Source organism: Helicobacter sp. NHP19-012 (genome assembly GCF_019703325.1).
GTDB classification, from domain to species: domain Bacteria; phylum Campylobacterota; class Campylobacteria; order Campylobacterales; family Helicobacteraceae; genus Helicobacter; species Helicobacter gastrofelis.
Map to the genome: position 1 here is coordinate 821,315 of NZ_AP024819.1, position 26,997 is coordinate 848,311.

Here is a 26,997-nt window from a genome sequence, read left to right on the forward strand (position 1 = left end):
CCCCTCCCTTTAAGGGTTAGCGTTTTTGCAACAACTCTTGGATGCGTTGCCCGTAATGCGCGTCCGCCTTTTTAAAGTGCTCTAATTGGCGGCTAATGATGTCATTAGGCACACCCTGCATGGCATCGGCGACATTTTGGCAAGTGCGCTCTTGTTCGTCTTTTGGCATGAGTCTAAAGAGATTGCCGGGCTGGGTGTAGTAGTCGCTGTCGCAATCGCGGAAGTTGTAGGCATAGACCGCCATTTCATCGGTAAGTTTGGCTAGCTCCAACTTGGGCTCTTTGGCGTGGGGGGCTTCTTTATAGCCGGGCAGTGAGCTTGGCTCATAGTTACGCATTACGCCATAATGCCCGTTTGTCATAAAGCCATCTCGTGAAGAGGTGGCAAAGGGGCATTTGGGGGCATTCACGGGTAATTGGCTGTGGTTGATCCCTAGGCGGTAGCGCTGCGTATCCCCATAAGCAAAGAGCCGCCCTTGTAGCATCCGATCGGGGCTATAACCCACGCCCGGGATCACATGGGCGGGGTTGAAGGCGGATTGTTCCACTTCGGCAAAGTAGTTTTCAGGGTTTTTATTCAGCTCTAAAATCCCGACTTCAATGAGGGGGTAGTCCTTATGGCTCCACACCTTTGTAACATCAAAGGGGTGGAATTTGTAGTTTTTGGCATCGCTTTCTGGCATGATTTGCACACAAAAACGCCATTTGGGGAAGTCTTTATTTTCAATGGCTTCGAATAAATCCCTTTGGTGCGAATCCATGTCGTGCATGCGGATCTTTGCCGCCTCTTGGCTGGTTAAATTTTTAATCCCTTGTAAAGTTTTAAAGTGGAACTTCACCCAAAAGCGTTCATCTTTCTCGTTGATGAGGCTAAAGGTGTGGCTGCCATAGCCGTTCATGTGGCGGTAACTCCTAGGAATCCCCCGATCGCTCATTAGGATAGTTATTTGGTGCAAGCTCTCAGGCACTAGACTCCAAAAATCCCAAACCATAGTCGCGTCTTTTAAGTTGGTTTTGGGGTGGCGTTTTTGGGTGTGGATAAAGTCGGGGAATTTTAAAGGGTCGCGGATAAAAAACACGGGGGTGTTGTTGCCCACAATGTCCCAATTGCCCTCCTCAGTGTAGAGTTTGAGCGCAAAGCCCCTAGGGTCGCGCTCGGCATCGGCTGAGCCCTTTTCGCCCGCCACAGTGGAGAAGCGCAAAAAGCAGGGGGTTTGTTTACCCACTTGGTTAAAAAGTTTGGCTTTGCTGTATTTGGTGATCTCGGTGCTGGTGATCGTCAAAGTCCCATAAGCCCCACTGCCCTTAGCATGCACCACGCGTTCAGGGATGCGCTCGCGATCAAAGTGGGCGAGTTTTTCTAAAAACCAAGTGTTTTGGAGCAATACCGGTCCCCTAGGTCCGGCGGTAAGTACATCTTGGTTAGATCCAATGGGTATGCCTGTGGCGTTGGTTAAAACAGTGTCTGACATTAAACATCCTTTCGTAATCTATGGATCTAAAGCGATGGGCTTAAGTCATAGGGAAAGAGTAGTATTTAAAAAGGCAAGTTTATCCGCATCTCTTGGATTTTAAGGAAGAAAGGCACTTTAAGACCCCCAAGCGTTACACCTAGTAACTTTGGGGATAAAAACTTAATGGTGGTGGTGTTTGTGTTCCTTACAACTGCAAGGTCCATCAACATCACAGTTGCACTTTCCATGGCAGCCACAACCTTTAGCAGAGAGACCACTTGCTTTAAATTGCGCCCGTGTCATTTTAGCAATCCTAGCTTTAATGGCCTCATGGATAGCCTGTCTACGTTTTTCAAACTCTTCCATGGTCATGTTCGCCGTGTTTTTATCTGCAGAGGCCTTAAGTTTCTCGTGAAACTTCTCTTTTTGCTCAGGTTTCATCTTTTGCATGCGTTTGTGAAGTTCCATTTTATAGTCTGGAACTTGATTTGGAACAACTTTACCAGCCATGTCAATGAGTTCCTGATCACTCTTACTTTCAAAGGGATTGGCGCTTGCAAATAGGCCATTACACAATCCAGCCACTATCAAAGCACCAATGCCAAGTTTTAATTTTGTTGTTGTCATAAAAACCCTTTCTTAACTATTCATGAGTGGCTGCAGGTTTTGCGCTAGCGGGGTGTGCGTGTTCGGCTTTGCTGCCATGCTCTTCGTGCTCTTCATGTTCGCCTTTATGCTCTTTTTTATGAGCGTGGTGTTCGCCCTTATGATGTTCGCCTTTTTTGGCGTGTTTGGGGTGGCACCACATTTTGTGGTCTTCACCTTTACAAACCTCAACTCCAGCTAAACCCATAGCTTTCATTTCTTGAGGTTTGTGCTCTTTTTTCATTTTATCAAGTTCTTCAGCCACTTCTTCACGCAACTTGCTAAAATCTTCTGCACCCATTTTGGCAAAGTTGGCTTTTGCGGTTTTTCTAACTTGGTATTTGAATTCTGCTTTCGCCTTTGCTGATTTCATCGCCTTTACGCGTTTAGCCACTTCAATTTTATAGTGGATCACATCTTCAGCATCGTGCATAGTGCCCGCTTTTTTAATGAAATCTTTATTGCTAAGCTTAGAAAAATCTTCCGCTGCATGCGCAACACCTAAAGCCAATAAACCCATTACAAAAATTTTTGCGAACTGACGCATAAACTACCTTTGTGGAATTTGTGGAATCAAAAACAGAGCCGATTCTACTCATTCTTAGTTGAATTTTAGCTTAATAGCATGCTTTTAAGCAATTTTGTATAGGGATTTGTACCTTAAATTAACCACAGCTACCAATATCCTTAAAAAAAGTTCTAGGAGACGGGGAGTGCATTCTAGTAGCGTGGAAAAACATGCAACGGGTGTCGGTGTTATGCAAATACCAATTGCTCAAATCCTGGTTAAAGTTCTTGGCGTAGGCAAACATTTTGTACATGTTGTGTACATGCTCTGTGTTCCAGTGGTTGAGGGGGTGGTTAAAGCTTTTAGCATAAAAAAACATTTTGCGCATGTCGGTTACATGACTGGTGTCCCACTTGTTTAATGGCTGATTAAAAGCGAAAGCCCCGTAAAAAAGATATGCCATGTTTTGCACATGGCTCACATCCCAATTTTCAATGGGCTGGTTGAAGGCAGTGGCGTATTTAAACATGCCTTGCAAATCTGTGACACTAGAGAGTTTCCAACGGGTAATGTTTCCATTAAATCCATAAGTTAGACTAAACATGTAGCTCATGGTGCGGACATGCTCCACATCCCAATGATTCAAGTTTTGGTTAAAGTCTTTACAGCCATAGAACATAAAACTCGTATCTTGCACATGTTGCATTTCCCAATCGTCCAAGGGTTGGTTAAAAGAAGCCAAAGCAAACATGCCCTTCATATTCGTGGCCTCGCTTGTGTCCCAACTGCTTAGAGGGACATCCACGACCCGCCCCATAAACATCGCCTCCATGTTTTTGACATGGCTTACATTCCATGTTTCAATACCATCTAAATTTGTGCGGCTACTGCCCGCTTGGCAATTCTCAAAAAGGTTTAGAATCTGGCTATATTCTTTATCTTGTTTAGCCCATAGAGTGCCGTTTTTAATGGGGAGTTGCTTTAAGCGGGTGTAGGTATTGCCCTTATCGCAAAATAAATAACTCATGTCCTCAATTAGACTCGTGTCGATGCTGGCTAAAGAAATATTAGGATTATTGACTAGAGCGACGAGCTCGGCTTTGGTCTGTGGGTAGTGTAGGTATTTTAAGACATTTGGCGGAGAAACGCTTTGTGTTTCTCGTTGCTTATCGTCTTGCAAGCCTTGTGCTTTTTTACTTTGGATTTTTGTGCCCTCTAAGGGCGTGCCTAAAAAAATCCCCTGTGTGTTCGCCCGCTCTAGGTTCTTCCATCGGCTGATATCTTGCTTGAAATGCATGGCGTTGGCAAACATGTAACTAAAGTTTTTAGGAGTTATGTGGCGTGTGCGGTTCCAATGAGATAGGGGTTGGTTAAAGGTTTTGGCATGGTAAAACATGTAGCTAAAATCCACCCCATTAGATGTGTTCCAACTATTAATGGGTTGGTTAAAGCGGATCGCGTTGGCAAACATGTAGCTAAAATCCACCCCATTAGATGTGTTCCAACTATTAATGGGTTGGTTAAAGCGGATCGCGTTGGCAAACATGTAGCTAAAGTTTTTCACCCGCGCAGTGTTCCAGTTTTGTAGGGGTTCGTTAAAATGCATCTGATTCATAAACATCCCCTCCATGTTTTCCACACGGCTCACATCCCACTTACCAATCCCCTTAAAATCCTCTCTATAAGATGTGCAAATGCCTTTTTTAGTTAAGGGGCCTTGCAGACAAAATAAATAGCTCATGTCCTTGACGTAATGGGTGTTGATTTGGGCAAGGGAGATCTTGGGGTTTTGTAAGAGAGCTTGTAAAGTGGCTTTGTCCTTGGGGACAAAGACCCGTGCCTTTAGAGCAACAGATCCTACAAAAAGACAAATAAAACAAACAAAAGTGCAGAAACGATACAATAAAAATACCCCCGAACAAGTTGCAAAAAACAAAAACCTTCCTGTATACTAACACAAAAAGTGTTAAAAGTCTAAACTCTAACTCTTTTGTGTGGAGTTAAAGATCGCCTTGTATGACTTATGCTATAGTTCAAAAGCTTATAACCGATTATAAGGCAACCGAAACAAAAGGAGTTGGTATGCGTTACTCTAAGTGTTCTTTGATGGTTCTGCCCGCTTTGGTTGGTTTCTTAAACGCTGAGGAGAGCGGTGTTTTTCTTGAGGGTGGTTACCAGCAGGGCAAGGCGCAGATACGAAGCACGGGTAAAGATGGCAAAACTACAACTTCCACCATAAGAGGCTTTGGTTTGCAAATTGGTTACCAAATGTTTGCAAATAAGTACTTTGGCTTTAAGGTTTATGGTCTCTTTGACTATGCCCACACAATGGGAATTAAATTTGCCAACAATGGCTATCCAGGGGGCAACCCCGTAGATTGTAAAATGCCTGGGAGCGAGCGCACGCCGCCTATGGGAGGAGCATCCGGGTGGAACACGCTCCAATGCTCTGTTAATGCCATGGGCGTTTTACAACAAATGGTGGGGAGCAACAAGCCCTTGCAACCTAACATGCTCACTTATGGCGTAGGGGCGGATTTAGTGGTGAATGCCATCAGCAATAAAATGATGGCTCTAGGCGTGATAGGGGGGATACAACTTGCCGGTAACTCTTGGCTTTTGGCCACGCCCGATTTCAGTGATGTAGCCTTGCGGTATGCTGGTGTAAATAAGAGCGCTACGGGCTTTCAGTTTCTCTTCAATGTGGGGGGAAGGTTGCGTATCTTAAAACACAGCAGCATTGAAGCGGGCATTAAATTTCCCATGATGCGTAAAAATCCTTTCTTACAAACTAAGAATGACGGAACGCTTTATATCCGCCGACTCTACTCTTGGTATGTTAACTACGCTTTCACCTTTTAGCGCACATAGGCAGGTTGGATGAGGGGAAGTTCTTCACCTTCAAAGTCTACTTTTAACATGATTTGGTAGTGCCCTTTTAGGGGGAGATTAAAGGGGGGCAATAAACAAGTGCTCTCTTTCTCTTGCGTGGTGCATGGGATTTTGCCAAGGTCTAGGGTTTTTTGTTTTGTCCTTAGCACCGCCACGCTAAAAGTGGGAACTAGGGCTTTGGGGTCTTTGCGTTGCACTTGTAAGCTTAGGTTATTGTGCCGATTGGAGAGCCAAAGCAAAGGGGTGTTTTGGTTGATGTAAAAAGGAAAGAGCGGTTCAAGTTTTTGGTTGCCATTCACTAGCTCAAGGCTGTAGGCTTGCCTAAAGGCGTTGTAAGTGGAGAGCATGCCATTGATGTGGCTATCAGTGTAGGTGTGCTGGTGCAAATAAGAATTGTCGCTTTGGGGGGTGTATTTGATCGCCACGACCACCAAAGCGACAACTAAGCTCAAACCGATGAGCAGAATAGACAAAATGCCTAGGGGCCAATAATTTTTTTCTTCAGTTTCCATGTTTTCTTACTCCAAAGAAGTAACCATAAAAGAAAAGTGCCAAGAGCGAGCATAAGAGAATGTAGAGCGTGGTCTTTGTAACGCTGTTGGCATACTCTTCTTTGATGTTGCTTGCTAGGGTGATGTGGTGTTTGCGTGCGATCGCATCTGCCATGTAGGTGTAGCCATTGAGCAGTGCAAAGGAAAAGCGGGCGTTGTTTTTGGCCATGTCCTTGCCCCACTCTTTGGGTAAAAAGGGGGCGATATGTTCAAAAAAAATTTGGTCTGTGGAGATTAAATCCTTGGGGTTAGACAGAATGTCGATTTTTTGTGCCCTAAAGTGAGCAAAAAGGGCGATGAAAGGGGGGTGCAGGGTTTTTAACTTAGCTTGTTGGTAAGCTAGACGCCCGGCTTTATCCAGCGTGTCGGGGCTGTCTTTTAAAAACAACATAAAAGAAACTCCCGTTTTGTCAAATAATTCGCTAGACACCTGTTGCACGAGCCCCGCACTCTTGGTAACTAAATGCCCCGCTTCGTTGTCCAGCACGAAACTTTGGGCGTGCAAAAAGCCCGCCAAAAGCAGGCAAGCCCTAAGAAGTTTCACACGGCAAAGAGAAAGGGGCGGGCGAAGTAAAGCACCACTGTGATGACAAATAAAATGATCAAGAAAAGACCTAGTAATTTTTCCATTCCCGTAAACATCGCTATTTCTCCACTTTATAAAACTCATGCTTGTTGCCAAACATTTGTAGACTCTTGGTGTCTAGCTTGTAGTAGTGGGTGGACTCTTCTTGTTGGATGTGCACGGCTTTAAAACCAAAGAACGCCACCGCCACCAAGAGCACCACCACCACGATCAAATTACCTAAAATCCCATTCAAGCCAAATAATCCGTTCATCACTCATCTCCTTGTAAGGATTGGATATAAGTTGCCAACGCCTTCACTTGTGTGGGGCTAAAGTGGCGGTAAGCAAAGCTGGGCATTTCGCCGATGTGCCCCTTTTTGCCTTTATCAAGCACTTCTTGTAAAAGGGCTGGAGTTCCATAGTGGGTTAGATCCGCTGCCATGCCCGCTTGCCCCTTGCCATCAGCCCCGTGGCAACTCGCACAAGTGCTTTGGAAAATGGTCTGCCCTTTTTGGACTAATTTGGGGTATTTGGTGTGGTGCAGGGCAGAGATGTCTGCCATGACATAACTAGCCACCGCTTTAGAGTCCTCAGCATTAAGACCCATGGGGGGCATTTCACCGGCTTGATAACCTAAGCCCACTGAGCCCTGTGCGATCACTTCCTCAATGCCTGCCTCTTTGCCCCATTTGGCAAGATTTCTAGCGGTGTTGTTAAGCCCCGTGGCCTCTAAACCGTGGCATTGCGAGCATTGCACTAAAAAGATGCCCTGCCCCATTTGCTCCAAATCCTTATCTTTGAGGTTTTGCCACTTGGCTTCAAAGTTTTTATTATAGGCGGCGAGCTCTTTATTGTACTCCCCGATTTGCGAGTAACTCGACATGGGATAACCCATAAAGATATACCAAAGCCCCCATACGATGAAAACTAAAAAACTCACCACCCAACCCATGGGGATGTTGTTAAGAAACTCCCCGATGCCGTCATAGCTGTGATCCTTACCCCCGTAAAGCTCGCCATCTGCCTTGCTCTCGCGCATCGCTTTAAACAGAGAGGAGCTCATGCTAAGCGTGGCGACCAAAATCACAAGGGCTGCCACTAATGTGAACAAATTAATGTGATCCTTTAAAATATTCATCTTTAGCCTTTCTTATGGGATAAGTGCCGGGGTTCAATGGGCGTGTCGTTTAGCTCATCTTGCAAGGCGAGTTGGCTGTAACGCTCGTAATCGGTGATCCCCTTTTTGTCCTTGACATACATGGACACGATGTAAAAGTATAAAAAGAGCGTGAATAAGACCGTGAAAAAGGCGTAGGCAAAGCCTCTTAAGGTGTCAATGTCCATCTATTGCCCCTTTGCACTAGCTTTTGGGGCCTCAATGCGTCCTTGCCCCAAGCTATTTAAATAGGCGATCAGAGCCACAATCTCTTTAACCCGTCCCTCTTTTAAAGCGGCTTTAATTTCGGGGTCTTGCATGTGATCCACAATGCCCTTAGCTTCCTCTAAGAAAAGTTTTTTTGCCTTTTGCATGTCGCCCAGCTGCACGCCGCCGGGTTTGTCGTAAGGCACATTAAAGACTTCTTTTTGGGTGTAAGCTTCAGCAAAGGCAGTGTTAAAGTCGGCATCCTTTTTAAAGAGGTGCTTATAAGCGGGCATGATGCTACCGGGCACCACGCTGGTGGGATCTAGCATGTGTTTTTCATGCCACGCAGTGGTGCGCACATCGCCCACGCGGTGCAAATCAGGACCAATGCGCCGAGACCCCCACAAGAAAGGGCGATCGTAGGCGTATTCTCCACTTAGGCTATAAGCCCCATAGCGTTGCACTTCAGCTTGAAAGGGGCGGATGAGTTGGGAATGGCAGTTGTAGCACCCCTCATTGATATACACCTGCCGCCCGGCGGTTTCTAAAATCGTGTAAGGCTTTAGCCCCTCAATGGGGCGGGCGGATTTAAAGAAGTTAGGCAAAATCTCCACCACACCTGCCACCGCAAAGGCGACTACAAAGGCGAGCGTGAAAAAGAATGGGTTTTTTTCTAAGAAAGTAAACATCTGCGCTCCTTAGCGTAAGCCCATGGGCGTGGCGTAGGCGGGTTCTTTTTCTAAAACTCTGCCTTTTTGGATCGTCATCACCACATTGTAAAGGAAAATGAAGAACCCGATGAGATACAAGCTGCCTCCAAAACCGCGGATCACATAGTAGGGGATCAACACCCGCACGGTGTCGACAAACTGATAGACCAAGTTGCCGTATTGATCCACATCGCGCCACATCATCCCTTGCGTGATTCCCGCAATCCACATGGAGGAGAAGTAAAGCACGATGCCTAGAGTCATCAGCCAGAACTGCACATCCATGAGTTTGCCTGAGTAAATCTCACGTTTAAACACGCGGGGCACCATGTGATAGACGGCGGCAATGAGTGTAAAGCCCACCCAACCGAGCACGCCATCGTGCACATGCCCGATGATCCAATCGGTGAAGTGCGCTAGGGCATTGACGGAGCGGATCGCTTGGATAGAGCCCTCTAGGGTGGAGAGCATGTAGAAGGTGCTGGCTAAAACCAAGAATTTAATGAGGGGCGATTCTTTGAGTTGATGCCATTGCCCTCTTAAGGTTAAGAGCATGTTGATGGCGGTGCCCCATGAGGGGATGATTAAAATCACAGAGAACACAGAAGACAAGGTTTGCACCCAATCGGGCACCGTAGAGTAGATCAAGTGGTGGCCGCCCGCCCAAATGTAGACGAACATCAAGCTCCAAAAGGAAAACAAAGTGAGCTTGTAAGAGAAAATGGGCTGTCCGCTCTCTTTGGGCAAGAAGTAATAAATGGTGCCAATCACCCCGCTGGTGAACACAAATGCCACCGCATTGTGCCCCCACCACCATTGCACGAGGGCATCGTTACTGCCCGCATACATAGAAATGGAGTGCCAAAGGCTACCGGTGTGGGCGACTAGGTAAGTGGGGATAGACAGGTTATTGAAGATGTAGAGCACGGCGATCCCGACATAGGTTGCGATGTAATACCACAGAGAAACATAGATCGTGTTTTCGCGTCTAACGCCCATGCTGCCAAACATGCTAATGCCCCACAGCACCCACACCACCACGACCAAAATGTCTAAAGGCCATGCAAGTTCGGCGTATTCCTTACTTTGGGTGATCCCACCTAGCAAGCTCACCACACCCAAGATCAGGGTTAAAATCCAAATCCAAAAATGCAGATAGCCCACTGCTTTTAAAAATGGATAGTCGTGGTAGGTAATTTTTAAGACCCTTTGTCCAAAATAATACCAACTCGCCCAAATCCCGCCCAAAGTGAAGCCGTAAATCACACCATTGGTGTGCACGGGGCGCAAACGCCCAAAAATGCCATATTCACCCAAAATATAGTTGAGCTTGGGAAAGGCTAGCTGAAACGCTAAAACCACCCCAATCAACATCCCAATGACCCCAAAGGCGATCATGGCAATGATGAATAATCGGGCGATTGAATAATCGTACTCAGTGGAAGTTTTAGCCGTAGCCGACACTGAAGCACTGCGGACATAGCCCTGTTGGATGCCTACATCCATACGTTCTCCTTCATAAAAATATCACACAGACTTGGATTATAGCACAGATTGCATTAGTAGCGTTTAATTTAATATCCTTTTTGGTTTTTTTAGGCGTTCTAGCTAAAAAGTGTGCTCACTTGTTCAATGATGTGCGTGTCTTGACTTAAATCCAAGAAATTAAAGGCGTCTCCACTCTGTTGTGTCCCTTGAAGCAAATCCCCCGAATGGCGGTATTTTAAGTCTAAATTGGCGATTTCAAAGCCATCCAAAGTTTGGCTAAAGTCGTGTAAACGGCGGTTGGTGGGCTGGTGGGTGAAAAGATAGCAATAGCCCCTGCCACCAAGCCTTGCCACCCGTCCCCTTAATTGGTGCAAGGTCGCTAGCCCCAAGCGCTCGGGTCCCACAATCACAATGGTGGAGAGTTTAGGCAAACTGATCCCCACCTCAATTAAAGTTGTGGCGAGTAAAAGTTGCCCCTCTTTGGCAAAGCCCTCCATGATGTCCTCCTTATCCTTGTCCTTACCGCTCACCACAAAGACCCTTTCAAAGCGTTTTTGCCAATAGGGCGCGCCCTCTTTTAAAGAGAGATAGTCCATCGTTTCGCTCTCTTCCACCAAAGGGTAAATGACCGCCACTTGTTTATCTGCCCCAATCTCGGCTTTGATGTGGGTTAAAAGGGCGTTGAATTGGGGTTTATCCACAATATGGGTTCGTATGTCCTTGGTGTAGGGTTTGTCCTTTAAAAAGCTCGTGGCGATGAATTTAGCCCCCATCATCGCTAAAGTCCTAGGGATGGGCGTGGCGGAAAATTGCAAATAGTGGGGTTTATTGCCCGCTTGTGTGGCTAGGGTCTGCAGGGTGTGGCGTTGTTTTGTGCCAAAGCGGTGTTGCTCATCGCTAATGACTAGGGCGACCTTAGAAGTGTCTAGGGGGGCGTAGAGCAAGGCGGTCGTGCCGATAATAAAATCTGCTTCGTTAAAAGCTTCTTTTTGCTTGCTAGTTGTCCCACCTAAGAGCAGTAAGGGTTTAATGCTTTTGGGTAAGTATTTTAGAGCTTCGGTGTAAATTTGCTTGGCTAAAATGCTTGTGGGTGCCATAAGAAGGCTTTTATAGGGGGCGCACAGAGCCACGCTAGCTAAAATCACCATTGTTTTACCACAGCCCACATCGCCCATCACGAGGCGTTTTGTGGCTTTAAAGCCTTGCATGTCGTTTTGGATTGCGCTGATTGCCTTTTGTTGGTCGTTGGTGAGCGCAAAGGGGAGGTTACTCACAAACTCGGCTAAAGCCTGTGTGTTGGCGTGTTGGCTAAACTTGGCGGGGAAATCAAAGGTCTTAGAGCTTAGAGCGCACATATACGCCAAAGCTTCTATATACTTTAGGGCTTGTAGGTGGGGCGGGCAAAAACCCTTATGGGCGTTGTAGGCGAGGGCAAAATCCATGCTAGGGTGGAAAATTTCGTTGATGTGTTGCACCACCTGCAAGGGCACGCCTAGATTTACGAGCTTTTCTAAATTTTGGGGTGTGAGTGTGGCTAGGCAAAAGTCAAGGTAGGTTTTGTGCTGGTCTTGCTTTAAAAAGGCGGGCAGTTTCTTGCAAGCCTTATCAAAACGCATGGTGATGGTGTTTGGCTTGTCTATGATTTTGGGGTTAATCATTTGTAGGGCGTTTGTGTAGGGGTTGGTGCTCAACTTGCCATAGACAAAGTAGCTTTTTTGGGTGAAAATCTTAAGATGGTAGGGGGTGTGGTTAAAGCAAAGCAGATCTAAAGATTGTTGAGTCGCTTTGGTTTTTGTTTGGATTTTTAGAACTTTGCTAGTGTGCATGCTTAAATACGCTACTTCTATACAGCCCACAACCCCGGGTTCTAAGTTGTTTAAGATGGGGTAGGGGGTGTAGGTTTTGGGGGGATTTAAAATGATTTCTAAAAAACGGGCTAAGGGCAAACCAACACCTAAATCGGTGTTGGAGTTAATCCCTCCCATCTTTATTTGTGGCATGAACTGATCTTTAACTTAGATTTAATAAAGCATGGTTATTATAGCCCAAAAAGGAAGTGGATGAACTCCAGACTCTTACGCTTTTTAGGTTTTTCTATCTTAGCAACGACGGGGGTACTTGGTTTGCAAGCGTGTAAGGACACGCACAAAACTTCTAGCCAACGAGCGAAACCTGCAGACACTAAAGTTTTTAACCAAGCTAAGGATGCCGACTCCAAAGCCCTCAACAAGATGGCTTTGATGAAGCCCAATAAGGATGCATCTATAGAATCCGGCTTAGATCATAGAATTGATGATGCAAAAACGACCGATAGAGTCGATCGCATTGTGGATGAGGAAAACGCCGTCCAAGAAGCCACGCAGGGCACGGGCCCACTCTACACCCCCCAAAATAGCAATATCCTTCAAAATTGGACCAACCACGAGGATAATCTCGCCTCGCCCTTGAACCATAACTACTAAACTGATAAGGATAACTATTTTAACATTTGTGCGCAACCTTGCTCTTGTGTTGGGTGCGTTTAGCGTTTTGTTGCTCCCCTTACAGGCTGCCAAAAGCCGCACATTTCTACTCAGCCAATACCAAGTCGGTCAAATGCAGTTTTACACCTACCAAAACGGCACACCCATTAAAAATATCCGCACCATTGAAGGGGCGAGCATTGTCTATGGCTACGAATTCAACCCTTTAGATCGCTGGTTTTACACCCGTTACTACGGCTTCTTAGACTATGGGTATGTGATCTTAGATCCTCGAGGCAAGATCGAAACAAACATGTTTACCTATGGAGTAGGGGCGGATTTGCTGATTGAGTACAACAAAAACCCGCTCAATGTGTGGGGGCTCTTTTATGGAATGATGCTGGCGGGCAACACTTGGACGACTTCTGAATTTTCACAAAATTTCTTTGTGGAAAATTACCGCTCTTTCACTAGTTTTTCCTTTAAGGGGACTTACTTTAGGCTCTTAGGGCAAGTGGGCGTGCGCTTTCAGACCGTGATTCTCTACCACGATGTGTCCTTCGAGTTTGGGATTAAATTCCCCTTTGACACAGAGCTAGGCTCTAGATTTGTGCGTAACTACAGCTTTTTTGTGTCCCATACTTGGTATTTTTAGTGTTGTTCTGATCCTCAGCAATTTGCACAAAACACTTCTTAAGAGCGGTAAAGGCAGATAGGTGTTTCCTTTAAAAAGAGGACTTTTTTGTAATAGTGCCAAAAGTGTGGATGCCTACAACGCTCCAAGCCCCGCTGCCACCTCTGCTATCCCCATAGGTCAGCACATTTTAGAGCAGTTGGAGGGGATTTAGAGACTTAATCTCTCTCCCAAACGCGCCAGTTGTCCGCCCCAAGAAACACCTTACAATATTCTATAGGGTCTTTCACCAAGAGGTCTTCTTGGCATTCCTGTCCGGACAAACACTCAATGACAAACCTATGGCTATTGTTGACCAAGGGGTCATATGGACCTCTCTCATCTATGCCATGCCCCACTTGTACCCTTGCGCGTTGCGCCACTTCAAGAGACCCGATGGGTTCCGTGCCTTTGCACGAAACATAAATGCTTAGGGCTAAATCCCCACCCCCTTGCAAAAATGCTTCTGGATTGCATTTTTCAACGCGGCTGTTTTCACTCCAGTGGATGATTTGGTTGTTGCCCACATAAATGCCCGTATGCTCCAATCCTCCATGATAACGGCGCACCACACTCCCCACCGCAGGCTCGCCCACCTTATCACGGATTAGATGGTTGGTGGCGCTTGCGGCTAAATCCCCCGCATATGATGCAGCAGTAACCGCTGCCACACCCACAGCCCCTACAGCGATCCCGGCGGTTCTCACCATTGCTTTTAAAACCTTAACCATAGCGCCCCCTAATCTTCCAACAACTTGATCGCTTCTTGATAAAGCATGAAGTTTTTCACCACCCAGTCTTTGAATTGATCCACTTTGTGGGTGGGAACGCCCATCTCTTTAGCATAAGAGTAAATGGTGTCTCTCTCATTGTCATGCCAGCGGCTATCGGCTAAAGCCACAGACACCAATTCTAACAGCGTGGCGTGTTTGGCGTGGTTTGTGGTGAAGATCTGCCCTAAAGTGTTTACGGGCACTTCCTTTTCACTAATGCCATATTCACATTGCTTTTTAATCACATCTAAAGCCCCTAGTTGCAATTCGTGCAACACCCCATCGGCTTCAATGACCTTTCTTGCCAAATACAAGAACACTTGTTGTTGCTCAACGCTTAAATCTTGGATAAACAAGCTAACTCCTTTGCTAAAAAATTAAAAGTACAAAGGCATTTTAACGAGAGAGAGAGTCAAGAGGGGTTTAAAACACATGGTTAAAAGTTAAAAAAGGGAGTACATGTGTAACACCACAAAGAAAGACACAACAAAGGGCAATGCTTGTAACGCCAGCTCAAATGCCTTAGCCCACGGGTGCAACACACCCAAAGCCAATTTTAGATAACATAGCCCAAAATTTTTAAAGGTTTTTCAATGCTACTTTTTGTGGCTTGCGAGTGTGTCACAAACACGAACCAAATTTACAATGTGGGCTATGGGCGGGGTTATAGCATGGCTGAGGTGGTGGCGAAAGTTAAAGAAGTTTCGGGCGTGGATTTTAAGATGCAAATGCAGGGCAGGAGGGCGGGCGATCTGGCAAATTTGATCGCCAACAATTCTAAGATTTCAAGCCACACCGCCTTTAAACCACAATATGACGATTTAGAAACAATTATAAAAAGTGCCTATGAGTGGGAGCAATACTTAGCCAAATGTTAGCGGTGGTGTTGACGGGGGCAAGCAGTGGGATCGGGCTAGAGTGTGCCAAAATGCTTTTGCAGAAGGGCTATAAAGTCTATGCCCTCTCACGCCACGCCACCCAAATAGAAAGCCTAGAACACCCCCATTGTGTGCGCCTTGATTGTGATTTGCAAGATGAAGGGCAGATCATCAAAACCACAGACACGATTTTAACGCAAGAAAAAGAGCTGTTTGCCCTCATCAACAACGCCGGTTATGGCATGTTTGGTGCACTAGAGGAGCAACCCATACAAGAGGCAAGGGCGTTGTTTGAAACAAATTTATTCAGCGTGGGGGCGTTGTGTTCTAAACTTTTACCCCTACTTCGGGCAAGTGCGGCACTCCAGGCAAGCATAGGGCTTGCTCCCAAGATCATCAATGTTGCCTCGAGTGCAGGGCGTTCGACCACGCTGTTTTTAGGCTGGTACCATGCGAGCAAATACGCCCTAGAGGCCTACAGCGATTGTCTGCGTGCCGAGCTCTTGGAGCTTGGCGTGCAAGTGGTGTTGATTGAACCGGGGGCGATTAAAACCAAGTGGGATTCAGGACTTAAAAACGCCCTAAAACCAAAGAGCCCCTATGCAATGGAGCTAGAAAAAACCCATGCCTATTTTAAAAAAGCCTATGAGGACGCGAGCCCGGCTAGCCTTGTGGCTAGCACGATTATCAAGGCATTAGAGAGCAAACAGCCTAAAACCCGCTATTTGGTCGGCAAAAAGGCGCATTTATTGGTGTGGGGTAAGGCACTGCTGCCGGATAAAATCTACGACTGGATTTTGCGCAAGGAGATTTTAAAGTAGTGGTGCGGAAGAGAGGACTTGAACCTCCACGCCTTGCGGCGCCAGATCCTAAGTCTGGTGCGTCTGCCAATTTCGCCACTTCCGCACAAAACACAAATTTTAACCTTTAGAAGTTTAAAGTATACTTAAATTTAGCCAAAGTCTATTTTATAAGCTAGTTTAGACTATACTAAGCCCCTTTTGAAGGAGTGAAAAATGAAAGCGTTGGGCCGTAAAAAAATCTACAATCCCGAATCCAAGGAACATGTTGGGGAGCGCCAAATCTTTGGGGGCAACCCCACGAGCATGTTTGATTTAAACCAAATCAAATACCCGTGGGCAAGCAAACTTTGGAAAACAATGCTCACCAACACTTGGTTTCCTGAAGAGGTGGGCATGCACGGGGACAAGACCCACTATTTGAAATTAAGCCCACAAGAGAAAATCGGCTACGACCGCGCCCTAGCCCAACTCATTTTTATGGACAGCTTGCAAACAAACAACCTCATCGACAACATCAACCCCTTCATCACCAGCCCTGAAATCAATCTATGCCTTGTGCGCCAAGCCTTTGAGGAGGCATTGCATAGCCACAGCTACGCCGTGATGGTGGAGAGCATCAGCGCAAACAGCGATGAGATTTACGAAATGTGGCGCACCGACTCCGCCCTCAAGGATAAGAACGACTGCATCGCCCAAATTTATATGGACCTCTCGCAAGAGCCCACGGAGCGCAATTTATTAAAGGCGTTGTTTGCCAACCAAATCCTAGAGGGCATTTACTTTTACAGCGGGTTTAGTTTTTTTTATGCTTTGGCTAGAAGTGGGCGCATGCTAGGCACGGCGCAAATGATCCGTTTCATCCAAAGGGACGAGGTGACGCATTTAAGCTTGTTTCAAAATATGATCAATTCCTTGCGTAAAGAACGCCCCGATCTTTTCACCCCCGATTTGCTCGAAGAGGTGTTAGAAATGTTTAAACAAGCGGTGGATTTAGAGAGCGCATGGGGAGCCTACATCACCCAAGGGCAAATCCTAGACTTAAGCCCTAAAATTTTGCGCGCCTACACCGAATACTTAGCCGATACCCGTTTAGCCGTGGTGGGGCTACCCAAGCTTTACCACAGCAAAAACCCGATCCGCTGGGTGGAGCAGTTTGCCAACTTCAACAGCCACCGCTCAAACTTCTTTGAGGCAAGGGTCAGCAATTACTCTAAGGGCAGCATCAGCTTTGAGGGGTTTTAATTGCTAAGTCTAAAAAACGCCCGCATGTGTGCTGAGATCGCCCGCTACTTCCCCCTAGAAAAGCCCGTTGAAGAGGCCATTTGCGCGATCAACAGAGAAGAGTTTGTCTCCCCTAAACACCTAGCCTACAGCCTCAACGCCCTGCCCCTAGATGGCGAGCAGTTCATCAGCTCCCCACTCACGGTGGCAAAAATGACGCAGTATTTACAGCTGAGGGGGGTGGATAGCGTGCTAGAGATCGGCTGTGGGAGCGGTTATCAGGCGATGGTGCTCTCTAAATTGGTGCGCCGTGTGTTTAGCATTGAACGCATTGAAAAGCTCTTGGTGCAGGCTAAGGAGCGTTTTAGGCACTTGGGCGTTACCAACATCCACACTAAATTGGCAGACGGGCAAGAGGGCTGGCGTGAATTTGCCCCCTTTGAGCGCATTTTGTTTTCCGCCTGCGCCACGCACATCCCCCAAGCCCTTGTGGAGCAATTAAGCGAGGGGGGGATCTTACTCGCCCCCATGCTAGAAGGCAACACACAGATCATCACCCGTTTCACCAAACAAAAAGAACGCTTGCTAGCTGAGCGGTTAGAGAAGTGTCAGTTTGTGCCCGTGCTAGATGGCGTAGAGCGGGGGGTTTAGGGGGCAAGCGTGGATTTGGCTAAAACCTGTATGTTTAACGCCATTTCGCAAATCTTTTTCTCGTTCTTTTTGGTGCTCTTTTTCATCGCCTCCATGATCATGCTCATTGGCATCGCCAGCGTTACCTTAGTAGTGAAGCTCAGTTTTTTAGATTTAGTGCAGCTTTACACCTACTCTTTACCCGGCACGGTCTTTTTCATCATCCCCATCACCTTTTTTGCCGCCTGCGCCATTGGGCTAGCACGGCTCTCCTACGATCACGAGCTCTTGGTGTTCTTTTCACTGGGGATCGCGCCTAAAAAAATCGTGCAAGCCTTTTTGCCCCTTTGTATCTTTGCGAGCTGTGTGCTTTTGGTCTTTTCTTTGATCCTAATTCCGGCCTCTAAGAGTGCATATTACTCGTTCATACGGGATAAAAAGGATCACATCGATGTCAATATCCAAGCGGGGGAGTTTGGGCAGAAATTGGGCGATTGGCTGGTGTATGTGGGTAAGAAAGAGGGGGGGGTGTTTAGCGATTTGGTGCTCTTCTCGCATAAGGGGCTGGCTTTAGAGAGCTTTATGATCGCTCAAAAGGGTGAGGTGAAAAACACCGATGGGGTCTTTGGCTTGCAATTAGAGCATGGCAATGCCTATTTTGCCGACAAGGGGCAGTTACGCAAGGTCGCCTTCAAGCAGTTGAATTTACGCAACAAATTAAACGTATCGGCTAGAAATGGGGCGGCGTATTTGCACGGCCACGACTACATCGGGTATTGGAAAAAGGCTTTTGGAGCGCACCCAGATAAACACCAACAACGCCGCTTCACCCAAGCTATTTTAGTCGCCCTTTTCCCCCTAGCCAGCCTCTTTTTAATCCCTGTCTTTGGCATTTCAAACCCGCGCTTTTCTAAGAATTTATCCTATGTCTATGTGCTTTTAGCGGTGGGGATTTACTTCTTGGGCATGCATGTCATCAGCCAAGATGCGCCCCTCATCGGCACCATCACCTTGCCGATTGTGTGGTTTTTGGGGGCGTATGCGCTCTATCGCCGCATCATTGTGCGCTTTTATTGATGCGCCGCTTTAAACTCACCCTGTCCTACGATGGCAGCGCATTTTTAGGCTTTGCCAAACAAGTAGGTCATCACACCATTGAAGGCACTTTAGAAAACGCTTTAAAAAGGCTAGGCATCTCTAGCCCTATTATGGCCGCTGGGCGCACGGATAAGGGCGTGCACGCCACTTGCCAAGTCGTGGCATTTAATACTCCCGCCTTTTGGAGCGTACCTAAACTCTTAGCCCACCTTGCACCCAAACTTGCCCCCCACATTGTTTGTAAGAGTTTAGAGCAAGTCGGGCTAGATTTTCACCCCCGCTTTTGCGCCTACAAAAGGCGTTATCGCTACCTTTTTACCCAAATCCCTTTAAACCCCTTTTGTGCCCGCTATGTGGCGACACACCCGCATGGCAACTTAACGCAAATGCAAGAAGCCCTAAATTGCTTTGTGGGCACACACGACTTTAAGTATTTTTGTAAAACGGGCAGCAACCCCACCCACACAAGGCGCACGGTTTTTAAAGCCTTTTGCTACCCTTTTAAAGTGGGGCGCTTAGACTTGGCGGTGGTGGTGTTGGAGGCCAATGGGTTTTTACGTGCGCAGGTGCGCTCAATACTCGGGGCGGTGCTAAAACATTCTTTGGGGCATTTGAGCCTAGAGGATTTAAAAGCGCAAATTGCGTTAAAAAAGCGGGTGTGTGCGGATTTAGCCCCCCCTAATGGGCTGTATTTGAGCCGTGTATTTTATCCACAGCCCTTAAGCAAAAATGGGGTATAATGGGGCTGTTTAGCCTGAACGATGCGTGTTTCATATAAAGCAAGTTCGTTTATCTTTTTTATGAGGCTGTTGTAGTGGTTTTGGTGTGATGGGCACTTGCTCGCATTTGCCCCCTAAAAAAACCCTCTTGCCTCTTGTGGCTTTGTTGAACTACAGCACATAAGTAACGGTCGTTTGGGCGATTGACATTAGGGATTGAATGAAAAGAAAAATTTTAATCATTGGGGGCGGGGCGCGCGAGTATGCGCTAGGGCGTAAGCTAAGAGAAGACCCTAGGGTGAGCGAGCTGTTCTTTAGCCCGGGCAATGGCGGGACGCAAAGCATTGGTGAAAATGTCTTGTTGCTAGATTTCGCCCAAATCGCCGCTTTCACCAAAGAGAAAATGATTAATTTAGTATTGGTGGGGACGGAAGAGCCGTTGGTGGGGGGTTGGCGGATTTTTTGCAAGAAGCGGGGGTGGTGGTCTTTGGACCAAGCAAGCGAGCGAGCATGCTCGAGGGTTCTAAGAGTTTTACCAAAGAGCTAGCCACCGCCCACCATATCCCCACTGCCCCCTATGCCATTGCCACTAATCCACAAGAAGCCCTAGAGATGATCCCAAGCTTTGGCTGCCCTGTGGTTCTTAAAGCCGATGGGCTCGCACAGGGCAAGGGCGTGGTGGTGGCACAGAATGAAAATGAAGCCAAAATCGCCCTAGAAAACTTGTTTAAAGCGCACTCTAAGGTCGTTTTAGAGAAGTTTTTAGAGGGCTTTGAGCTGTCGGTCTTTGCCTTTGTGAGCGGACAGGATTTTTTACTTTTGCCCGCTTGCCACGATTATAAAAAGTTACACCCAAATGGGCCAAACACGGGGGGGATGGGGGCATTTGCCCCCTCGCCCCTATGCGATGACGCACTACAAGAAAAGATCATCGAGCGCATTTTAAAACCCACCTTGCAAGCCCTAAACGCTAACGACACGCCCTTTGTGGGGGTGCTGTATGCGGGGCTCATGCTTGTGGAACAAGAAGGGGTTTTAGAGCCTTATTTATTGGAATTTAATGTGCGTTTTGGCGACCCTGAGTGCAGTGTGCTCTTGCCCTTGCTTAAAACCCCCCTGCTAGATTTACTAGAAGCCACCTTGCAGGGCAATTTAGACCAAATACAATTAGAATTGCATCCACAGCATGCCCTAGGCGTGGTCTTGGCAAGCAAGGACTACCCCCACCAAATCTCACAAGGGCAAAGCGTCTACATAGACCCCATTGATGAGAAAAACGCCCATTTGGACTTAGGCAAAATCACGCAAGAAAACGGGGTGTTCTTGGTTACGGGGGGGCGGGTGTGTGTGTGTGTGGGTTGGGGCAAGTCCTTAGCTGAAGCCAAAAGCCACGCCTACCACCTAGTGAAGAAGGTGCAGTTTGAGGGCATGCAATTTCGTGAGGATATTGGGGTGCTTTGATTGGAAGCCAAATTAGAAGAGAAAATTTACAAGGAAAGATTGGTGATCGCCCCTTTTTGGTGGCGGGTGGGGGCTTACTTGGTGGATTTGCTCTTTATCTGCTTTTTGGCGTGGGATTTGCACCCTTATGTGCCCTTGCACTGGGCGTTTTTGCGCTTTTTATGTGCCTTCGTGGCGGCGCATGTGGTCTATGAGTCTTTGTCCATGCTTGGCTTTGCGAGTAGTTTGGGTAAGCTCGTATTTCACTTGCGGGTCTTGGACTTTAAAAGCCTAGACAAGCCCCTATTTGCCGCCCGTTTAAAGCGGTATTTGTTGAAGGAGCTCTTGCTTTTTTACCCCTTAGGTTATTTCTTTAGGGATAAATTTGGGCGGACTTTTTATGACAGACACGCACAGACTTTTATCATCGTGTCTAAATGAGTGGTGTGGCGCGGTACTTTTATCATTGCTTTTTTCTTGGGTGTGTTGTTTGGCAAACAACAGCAAGTCGCCGTGCAAAAGTTTGACAAGAAAAACCATAAAATCTTTGAGCTGCTAGCCGACCGCGTGGATGCGAAAAACAATGTCGTGGTGGCTAGGGGACATGCGATCCTACTTAATTACGATGTCTATATCCTAGGCGATCAAGTGCGCTACGACACCAAGAAAAAAGAAGCTATCATTGACGGGCATGTCAAGGTGTATCGGGGCGAGGGGCTCTTGGTGCAAAGCGAGCACATGAAGGTGCGCATGGATGACAAATACGCTCTTATGTTCCCTTTTTATGTGCAAGACAGCGTTACGGGCATTTGGATCAGCGCAGACATCGCCCACTCGCAGAAAAACCACTACTACATTAAGAACCTCACCACCTCCGGCTGCGACATCGAAAACCCCATTTGGCATGTCAACGCCTCTTCGGGCAAGTATAACGCCGACAAAAAACATTTGTCCCTCGTCAATTCTAAAATCTATTTAGGTAAAATCCCCATCTTTTACCTACCCTATATTTTCACCTCTACAAGCACCAAACGCTCGAGCGGGCTTCTCTACCCCGAATTTGGGACCTCTAACCTTGCCGGCTTTATCTACCTACAGCCCCTTTACATTGCCCCTAGGGATTCTTGGGACATCACACTGACCCCACAAATCCGCTCTAAAAGGGGCTTGGGACTCAACTTTGAAGGGCGTTTGATCAACTCCCATCAAGACAAATTTCTATTCAACGCTAGATATTTCCGCAACTACAACGCCTACACTAAGAGGTATGACCTGAGAAACCAAAATGTCTTTGGGTTTGAAATGTTGCACGCCAGCCGCCAAACCTTGCAAAAATATTTTGGCTTGAAAAAGCCTTTAGACAACGCCTTTTATTTAGACTTCTTGTATATGAACGACCTAGACTATGTGCGCTTTGAAAAGGTGAATAAGCGCATCACGGACGCAACCCACATGTCTAGGGGCAACTACTATGTACAAACGAACAACAACTTTTACGGCTTTTACCTCAAATACTTTTTAAACCTGAATAAAATCAACAACAACAACACCTTCCAATCCTTGCCAAATTTGCAATACCACAAATACCTCAATACTTTAGGGTGGAAGCATTTACTTTATTCCTTTGACTATCAATTCCACAATGTGGTGCGGGATGTGGGCTATGGCTACGCCCAAAATACGATCAATGTCCCCCTAGGCTTGCAATTTTCCATGTTTAACAAATACCTCTCGGTGGGATTGTGGAACACGGTGCAACTGAGTAACTTAGCCATTTTAAACACCAAAGCCAGCTACATTCCGCAGGTGAGCGGACAATCTAAAGAGTTTGGCAATTACTTCTCTAGCTCTTACGCACTCTATTTAAACACCGACCTAGCTAGGGAATACCACAAACTCTTGCACACGGTGCAGTTTCAAGCCCTCCTTAGTGGGGCTTACTACACCTTTGCCAATGGGTTGTTTGACACACAAATGTATGACTTAAGCGCACGGGCACTAAACAACTTCACCTCGCCCACCTTAAGTAACTACGCCGTGGGGGGGCGTTTGTACGATGCGGTGTGGAACCCCTCCCTACTCTTTGCCCCAAACCCCTCTAATAGCCAACTTTATTTGAACTTGACACAATATTTATACGGACTAGGTGGGCAAGAGTTGCTCTATTGGCGCATCAGTCAGGTGTTGGACTTTGCCAACCCGATTTCGACCGCCAACTCGCCGATGGAGAGCAAAATCGGGTTTTCGCCCTTAAGAGGGCTTGACATTTACGGGACCGTCTTTTACTCGTGGTATTACAACAGCCTAGAGGAAGTGTCCATCAACGCCAATTACACCCGTAAATTTTTAAGCGCAAATGTGTCCTACTACCTAAAAAAGAACTTTGATGAGAGTGGCATTAATAAAATTTCCACGAACAACTCCAACTATTTAAAAGCCGGTCTTAGCAACGATTTTCGCTGGTTTTCTCTAAATGCATCCGTGGGTTATGACATCCAAAACAATGTGATTTTAAATTGGCGCGTAGGGATTTTTAAAAAAATCCGCTGTTTTGGCGTTGGACTGCAATTTGTGAGCCAACGCCGCCCTGTGCTCACAAGCAATCCCGCCGACCCGCTCACCATCTACCAAAACAACTATATCAAATTGACCCTTGACTTCTCGCCCCTCACCAAAACCAACATCACCTACCGATCCTTAAGGCATTAAAATGAGTGATTTAGTGGACAATTTCATGTTTGCTAGCCCTGAAGACGCGCTGCAGTTGCTGATGAACGAAATCCTTATCCGGCATTTAGACACCAAGAACGCCCTCATGCTTGTAATAAGCCTAAAGGGCTTGAAATTTGCCCATGTGCTCGCTAGAAGGCTCAACACCCCCCTAGATTTTCTTTTCACCGCTCCCATTTATGCCCCGCTAAATCGCGAGTGTGAGATCGCCCTTGTGAGCGAGAGCATGGATATTTTAATGAACGAGAATTTGATTAACTCCTTTGAGATCACCCTAGATTATGTCTATGGGGAAGCCAAACGGGTGTATGAAGAGGAGATTTTGTCTAAAATTTATCGATACCGCAAGGGCAACACCATTAAATCCCTAGAGAATAAAAATGTGTTCATCGTGGACTATGGCATTGAAACAGGCATCACGGCGAATTTAGCTATCCAAACTTGCATGGCAAAGTCATCAAAAAATATTTATATACTCACCCCCATTTTGCCAAAGAGCGTGGCGGACGCTTTAGCCATGCTGTGCGATGGGGTGGTGAGCGTGTACCGCCCTGAGTATTTTGTCAGCAGAGACCACTACTACAAAACCCCCATACAAATCGAACCCGCCGAGATTGAAGCCATTTTAAAGAAAATTGAAGAAGTCCAAATGAAAGGAAATGATGCAAAAAATTAACATTAATCATGAAGAATTTATTTTAGATTACATGGCGCGCCAGGCCACGAGTGCGCTGCTTTATCGCCACAAGGACACCACGATTTTAGCCAGCGTGGTGGTGGATTTGCAAGCCACAGAGGAGGACTTTTTGCCCCTCAGCGTGCAATATGCCCAAAGGGCTTATGCTGTGGGCAGACTGCCGGGCAGTTTCACCCGCCGCGAGGGCAAGATGGAGGACTTTGAAACCCTAACCTCACGGCTCATTGACCGCTCTTTGCGCCCCCTTTTTCCTAAGAACTACGCCTACTCCACGCAAATCACGCTCTTGCTTTTAAGCCACGCCTATGAGAGCGATTTACAGGTGTGCGCTTTAAACGCCGCTTCTTGTGCACTCTACTTAGCCAATGTGGGCGTGGAAGAAACGATTCATGCCATGCGCCTCAAAGAAAAAGGCGACCTTTTTGTGGCGGGCAGTGCGGATAAAATCTTAATGATCGAAATGCAAGCAAGCGAGGCGAGCGACCCCTTAAGCGAGGCACAGCTTTTAGATTTGTTAAAAAACGCCCACGCCCACATTAAAACCCAGTGCGCCCTTTACACCGAGCATTTTAGCCCCCATAGAAAAGCAAAACTACAAATCCCTGAGGAAAAACCCTTAAATCCGCATTTAATGCAAATTTTAAGCACCCGCTTTAGGCCCCAAATCTTAGAAACCATGTCCTTAATGGCAAAGAGTGAGCGGGGCGCACAATTAGAACATTTATTAGAATACATCGCCCACGAGCTGGGCGAGCACTGCCTCACAGAGCTCAAACACGCCCTACACGCCTGCTTTAAAGAGCTACTGCACCAAAGCATTTTAGAGCACCAAGAGAGGGCGGATGGGCGCGGCTTGAAACAAATCCGCCCCATACGCATTGACACAAACCTACTCCCCACTTGCCACTCCAGCGTGTTCTTTGAAAGGGGGCACACCCAAGCTTTGGTAACCTGCACTTTGGGGGCAGAGGGCGATGCCAAACAAAACTTTGGTTTACAAGAGGCGAGCCCCACCAAAGAACGCTTTATGCTCCACTATAATTTTTTACCTTTTAGTGTGGGTGAGGCTGCCCCACTTAGCGCACCCAGCCGCCGCGAGCTAGGGCATGGGCATTTGGCCCAAAAGGCTTTAAGCTGTTCTTTGCCCCAAAATGCCCCCGTCATCCGCCTAGTGTCCGAGATTTTAGAGTCCAATGGCTCTAGCTCTATGGCGAGCGTGTGTGCGGGCTCGCTAGCTTTAAAGGCAAGCGGGATTGAGCCCACCGCCTTAGTGGCGGGTGTGGCGATGGGGTTGGTGTTTGATGGCAATAAGCATGCCATTTTAAGCGACATCAGCGCGCTAGAGGACATGCAAGGCGACATGGATTTTAAAATCGCAGGCACCACTCAGGGCGTGGTCGCCATGCAAATGGATACGAAATTAGCTGGCTTGCCCCTAGAGTGGCTAGAAGAAATTTTAGAGCAGGCCAAAGAAGCCCGCCTAGCCGTGCTGGAGCACATGCAAGAGGCGGCGCAGAACATGGCGATCAACACAAACCTACCCACCACTAAGAGTTTTCACATCCCCGCCCAAAAAATGAGCGCACTCATAGGTCCGGGGGGCAAGCACATTAAAGACATTTTACAACGCTTTTGCGTGCAGATCGATTTAGACAAGGCAAGCGGACTTGTGACGGTGAGGGGCATGCAAGAGGCAGTTACACAGGCTAAAGAGTACATTAGCCAAGCCTTGCAACTGCAAAATTTGAGCGTGGGGCAGAAGGTGCAGGCCTTTGTCAAACGGGTGGTGGATTTTGGGGTGTTTGTGCGCTTGGAGGCGGGGGAGGACGCTTTGTTGCATAAGAGCAATGCGGGGGATTTGGATTTGACGAGCTTAGAAAATGGCACGCCGCTGTGGTGTGAAATCTCTAAAATCGAGCAGGGCAAGGTGCATGTCATTTTAGCTTAAGTTTAGAGTTGCTATAATTAGGGCTTATGTATATTTTAAAATAGCAAAGCGAGGTTGTGGCGGTGATGAAGTTTTTTGTGCTTTTCTTTTTAGGAGCGTTAGGGCTAGCCTTTGGAGCGGATATGAGCGGGGTGGACATGATTAAATCCTACTCTATCGTGGGGGCAGTTGTGGGGCTAGGCGTGGCTGCTTGTGGGGGCGCAATCGGTATGGGCAACGCCGCTGCCGCTGCCATCACAGGCACAGCCCGCAACCCCGGCGTGGGCGGTAAATTGCTCACCACCATGTTCATCGCCATGGCGATGATCGAGGCGCAAGTGATTTACACCCTTGTGTTTGCCATCGTGGCGATTTACAGCAACCCTTTCTTGGCTTAAAACAAAAGGAGGGGGTTAGGCACTGGTGGTGGAATTGGTAGACACGCCATCTTGAGGGGGTGGTGGGGCAACCCGTGCGAGTTCGAGTCTCGCTCAGTGCACCACAAAACCGTGGGATTTGTTAGTTGTGTAAAACGGCTAGTTGCGTCGCAGGGCGGATAAAAAACGGCTGGTTGCTTTATGAGCAAGCTAGTGAAACGGCTCAAAGCCTTAAAAACTTTAAGCCAAAATGGTGGAATTGGTAGACACGCTAGACTCAAAATCTGGTGGAGGCAACTCCGTGTCGGTTCGAGTCCGACTTTTGGTACCACCTTTAAAGAAACTCCTTAAATTTAAACATTTTGGGCTAGAATAGGGGCTTTTAAAGGACA

At 47.1% G+C, this 26,997-nt stretch carries 31 protein-coding genes and 3 tRNA genes; 19 read left to right on the plus strand and 15 right to left on the minus strand.

The genetic code is table 11. The features are described 5' to 3' along the window. Positions 1-16 precede the first annotated feature (16 nt). The 4 genes from K6J74_RS04115 to K6J74_RS04130 all read right to left on the minus strand — a co-directional run bounded on the left by K6J74_RS04115 (position 17) and on the right by K6J74_RS04130 (position 4,347). Entirely contained in the window at positions 17-1,471 is a 1,455-nt protein-coding gene (locus K6J74_RS04115) for a catalase (protein ID WP_221271062.1), read from the minus strand. A 162-nt stretch (positions 1,472-1,633) separates the two neighbouring features. After that, positions 1,634-2,080 carry a DUF1104 domain-containing protein gene (locus K6J74_RS04120; protein ID WP_260321509.1) on the minus strand — a complete coding sequence of 149 codons (447 nt, stop codon included), beginning with the start codon at positions 2,078-2,080 and terminating at the stop codon, positions 1,634-1,636. 16 nt (positions 2,081-2,096) lie between these two features. Continuing rightward, positions 2,097-2,609, minus strand: coding sequence for a DUF1104 domain-containing protein (locus K6J74_RS04125; RefSeq protein ID WP_221271063.1), 513 nt, complete (start codon positions 2,607-2,609; stop codon positions 2,097-2,099). A 154-nt stretch (positions 2,610-2,763) separates the two neighbouring features. Then, complete coding sequence (locus K6J74_RS04130) at positions 2,764-4,347, minus strand: BspA family leucine-rich repeat surface protein (protein WP_260321510.1); 1,584 nt, start codon at positions 4,345-4,347, stop codon at positions 2,764-2,766. Positions 4,348-4,688: 341 nt separating this feature from the next. On the opposite strand from K6J74_RS04130, the gene K6J74_RS04135 reads away from it, so the two are divergent. Further along, the gene (locus K6J74_RS04135; RefSeq protein WP_221271064.1) at positions 4,689-5,468 is read left to right on the plus strand and encodes an outer membrane protein; all 780 of its coding nucleotides are present in this window, start codon (positions 4,689-4,691) and stop codon (positions 5,466-5,468) included. Here K6J74_RS04135 and K6J74_RS04140 read toward each other — a convergent pair. The 8 genes from K6J74_RS04140 to recG all read right to left on the minus strand — a co-directional run bounded on the left by K6J74_RS04140 (position 5,465) and on the right by recG (position 12,177). After that, positions 5,465-6,010, minus strand: a complete 546-nt coding sequence (locus K6J74_RS04140) for a hypothetical protein (RefSeq protein WP_221271065.1) — start codon at positions 6,008-6,010, stop codon at positions 5,465-5,467. The genes K6J74_RS04135 and K6J74_RS04140 overlap by 4 nt on opposite strands. Then, the gene (locus K6J74_RS04145; protein WP_260321511.1) at positions 6,000-6,566 is read right to left on the minus strand and encodes a hypothetical protein; all 567 of its coding nucleotides are present in this window, start codon (positions 6,564-6,566) and stop codon (positions 6,000-6,002) included. Before K6J74_RS04145 ends, K6J74_RS04140 begins: the two co-directional genes overlap by 11 nt. 127 nt (positions 6,567-6,693) lie before the next feature. Then, positions 6,694-6,888, minus strand: a complete 195-nt coding sequence (locus tag K6J74_RS04150) for a DUF4006 family protein (RefSeq protein ID WP_221271067.1) — start codon at positions 6,886-6,888, stop codon at positions 6,694-6,696. Further along, positions 6,888-7,754, minus strand: a complete 867-nt coding sequence (gene ccoP, locus K6J74_RS04155; RefSeq protein ID WP_221271068.1) for a cytochrome-c oxidase, cbb3-type subunit III — start codon at positions 7,752-7,754, stop codon at positions 6,888-6,890. The genes K6J74_RS04150 and ccoP overlap by 1 nt, the downstream gene beginning before the upstream one ends. Before the next feature lie 2 nt (positions 7,755-7,756). After that, complete coding sequence (locus K6J74_RS04160; protein ID WP_053828899.1) at positions 7,757-7,960, minus strand: cytochrome c oxidase, cbb3-type, CcoQ subunit; 204 nt, start codon at positions 7,958-7,960, stop codon at positions 7,757-7,759. Continuing rightward, positions 7,961-8,668, minus strand: a complete 708-nt coding sequence (ccoO, locus tag K6J74_RS04165) for a cytochrome-c oxidase, cbb3-type subunit II (RefSeq protein WP_221271069.1) — start codon at positions 8,666-8,668, stop codon at positions 7,961-7,963. Positions 8,669-8,677: 9 nt separating this feature from the next. After that, positions 8,678-10,087, minus strand: coding sequence for a cytochrome-c oxidase, cbb3-type subunit I (ccoN, locus tag K6J74_RS04170; RefSeq protein ID WP_260321715.1), 1,410 nt, complete (start codon positions 10,085-10,087; stop codon positions 8,678-8,680). Between the two features lie 206 nt (positions 10,088-10,293). Continuing rightward, the gene (recG, locus tag K6J74_RS04175; RefSeq protein WP_221271071.1) at positions 10,294-12,177 is read right to left on the minus strand and encodes an ATP-dependent DNA helicase RecG; all 1,884 of its coding nucleotides are present in this window, start codon (positions 12,175-12,177) and stop codon (positions 10,294-10,296) included. Between the two features lie 123 nt (positions 12,178-12,300). Here recG and K6J74_RS04180 point away from each other — a divergent pair, with 123 nt between their 5' ends. The 3 genes from K6J74_RS04180 (at position 12,301) to K6J74_RS08565 (ending at position 13,487) form a co-directional block, all read left to right on the plus strand. After that, positions 12,301-12,639, plus strand: a complete 339-nt coding sequence (locus tag K6J74_RS04180; RefSeq protein ID WP_260321512.1) for a hypothetical protein — start codon at positions 12,301-12,303, stop codon at positions 12,637-12,639. A 70-nt stretch (positions 12,640-12,709) separates the two neighbouring features. Further along, complete coding sequence (locus K6J74_RS04185; RefSeq protein WP_260321513.1) at positions 12,710-13,294, plus strand: outer membrane protein; 585 nt, start codon at positions 12,710-12,712, stop codon at positions 13,292-13,294. A 61-nt stretch (positions 13,295-13,355) separates the two neighbouring features. After that, complete coding sequence (locus K6J74_RS08565) at positions 13,356-13,487, plus strand: hypothetical protein (protein ID WP_260321514.1); 132 nt, start codon at positions 13,356-13,358, stop codon at positions 13,485-13,487. 4 nt (positions 13,488-13,491) lie between these two features. Here K6J74_RS08565 and K6J74_RS04190 read toward each other — a convergent pair whose 3' ends face one another. Further along, on the minus strand, positions 13,492-14,043 hold the full coding sequence (locus K6J74_RS04190) for a lecithin retinol acyltransferase family protein (RefSeq protein WP_221271073.1): 552 nt from the start codon (positions 14,041-14,043) through the stop codon (positions 13,492-13,494). Between the two features lie 8 nt (positions 14,044-14,051). Then, positions 14,052-14,441: a molecular chaperone DnaJ gene (locus K6J74_RS04195; RefSeq protein ID WP_221271074.1), complete on the minus strand. Its 390-nt coding sequence runs from the start codon at positions 14,439-14,441 to the stop codon at positions 14,052-14,054. 237 nt (positions 14,442-14,678) lie between these two features. On the opposite strand from K6J74_RS04195, the gene K6J74_RS04200 reads away from it, so the two are divergent. Both K6J74_RS04200 and K6J74_RS04205 read left to right on the plus strand, forming a co-directional pair. Next, positions 14,679-14,963: a UDP-glucose 4-epimerase gene (locus tag K6J74_RS04200; RefSeq protein WP_221271075.1), complete on the plus strand. Its 285-nt coding sequence runs from the start codon at positions 14,679-14,681 to the stop codon at positions 14,961-14,963. Then, a complete protein-coding gene (locus tag K6J74_RS04205; RefSeq protein WP_221271076.1) occupies positions 14,957-15,784 on the plus strand; it encodes an SDR family NAD(P)-dependent oxidoreductase in 828 nt (275 codons plus the stop codon). Before K6J74_RS04200 ends, K6J74_RS04205 begins: the two co-directional genes overlap by 7 nt. Here K6J74_RS04205 and K6J74_RS04210 read toward each other — a convergent pair. After that, a tRNA-Leu gene (locus tag K6J74_RS04210) sits at positions 15,785-15,869 on the minus strand. A gap of 110 nt (positions 15,870-15,979) precedes the next feature. Between K6J74_RS04210 and K6J74_RS04215 the strand changes: the two genes are divergently transcribed. The 13 genes from K6J74_RS04215 (at position 15,980) to K6J74_RS04270 (ending at position 26,936) form a co-directional block, all read left to right on the plus strand. Beyond that, positions 15,980-17,008 carry a ribonucleotide-diphosphate reductase subunit beta gene (locus K6J74_RS04215; protein ID WP_221271077.1) on the plus strand — a complete coding sequence of 343 codons (1,029 nt, stop codon included), beginning with the start codon at positions 15,980-15,982 and terminating at the stop codon, positions 17,006-17,008. Continuing rightward, positions 17,009-17,638, plus strand: coding sequence for a protein-L-isoaspartate(D-aspartate) O-methyltransferase (locus tag K6J74_RS04220; protein ID WP_221271078.1), 630 nt, complete (start codon positions 17,009-17,011; stop codon positions 17,636-17,638). Between the two features lie 15 nt (positions 17,639-17,653). Next, positions 17,654-18,694, plus strand: coding sequence for an LptF/LptG family permease (locus K6J74_RS04225; protein WP_221272585.1), 1,041 nt, complete (start codon positions 17,654-17,656; stop codon positions 18,692-18,694). After that, a complete protein-coding gene (gene truA, locus K6J74_RS04230; protein WP_221272586.1) occupies positions 18,694-19,455 on the plus strand; it encodes a tRNA pseudouridine(38-40) synthase TruA in 762 nt (253 codons plus the stop codon). Before K6J74_RS04225 ends, truA begins: the two co-directional genes overlap by 1 nt. Positions 19,456-19,654: 199 nt before the next feature. Then, on the plus strand, positions 19,655-19,981 hold the full coding sequence (locus tag K6J74_RS08570) for a phosphoribosylamine--glycine ligase N-terminal domain-containing protein (RefSeq protein ID WP_260321515.1): 327 nt from the start codon (positions 19,655-19,657) through the stop codon (positions 19,979-19,981). Continuing rightward, positions 19,885-20,895 (plus strand): phosphoribosylamine--glycine ligase, encoded by a 1,011-nt coding sequence (gene purD / locus K6J74_RS04235; protein WP_260321516.1) that lies wholly within the window; start codon positions 19,885-19,887, stop codon positions 20,893-20,895. The genes K6J74_RS08570 and purD overlap by 97 nt, the downstream gene beginning before the upstream one ends. Beyond that, positions 20,896-21,315 (plus strand): RDD family protein, encoded by a 420-nt coding sequence (locus tag K6J74_RS04240; protein WP_221271079.1) that lies wholly within the window; start codon positions 20,896-20,898, stop codon positions 21,313-21,315. It begins immediately after the preceding gene. A gap of 3 nt (positions 21,316-21,318) precedes the next feature. Then, positions 21,319-23,583 carry an LPS-assembly protein LptD gene (locus K6J74_RS04245; RefSeq protein ID WP_430886771.1) on the plus strand — a complete coding sequence of 755 codons (2,265 nt, stop codon included), beginning with the start codon at positions 21,319-21,321 and terminating at the stop codon, positions 23,581-23,583. A gap of 1 nt (position 23,584) precedes the next feature. Then, the gene (locus K6J74_RS04250) at positions 23,585-24,280 is read left to right on the plus strand and encodes a phosphoribosyltransferase (RefSeq protein WP_221271081.1); all 696 of its coding nucleotides are present in this window, start codon (positions 23,585-23,587) and stop codon (positions 24,278-24,280) included. Next, positions 24,267-26,249 carry a polyribonucleotide nucleotidyltransferase gene (locus K6J74_RS04255; RefSeq protein ID WP_221271082.1) on the plus strand — a complete coding sequence of 661 codons (1,983 nt, stop codon included), beginning with the start codon at positions 24,267-24,269 and terminating at the stop codon, positions 26,247-26,249. The genes K6J74_RS04250 and K6J74_RS04255 overlap by 14 nt, the downstream gene beginning before the upstream one ends. 65 nt (positions 26,250-26,314) lie before the next feature. After that, positions 26,315-26,626: a F0F1 ATP synthase subunit C gene (locus K6J74_RS04260; protein ID WP_053825726.1), complete on the plus strand. Its 312-nt coding sequence runs from the start codon at positions 26,315-26,317 to the stop codon at positions 26,624-26,626. A gap of 19 nt (positions 26,627-26,645) precedes the next feature. Next, positions 26,646-26,730: transfer RNA gene (locus K6J74_RS04265), tRNA-Leu, on the plus strand. Positions 26,731-26,849: 119 nt separating this feature from the next. Then, positions 26,850-26,936, plus strand: a tRNA-Leu gene (locus tag K6J74_RS04270). Positions 26,937-26,997: the final 61 nt, after the last annotated feature.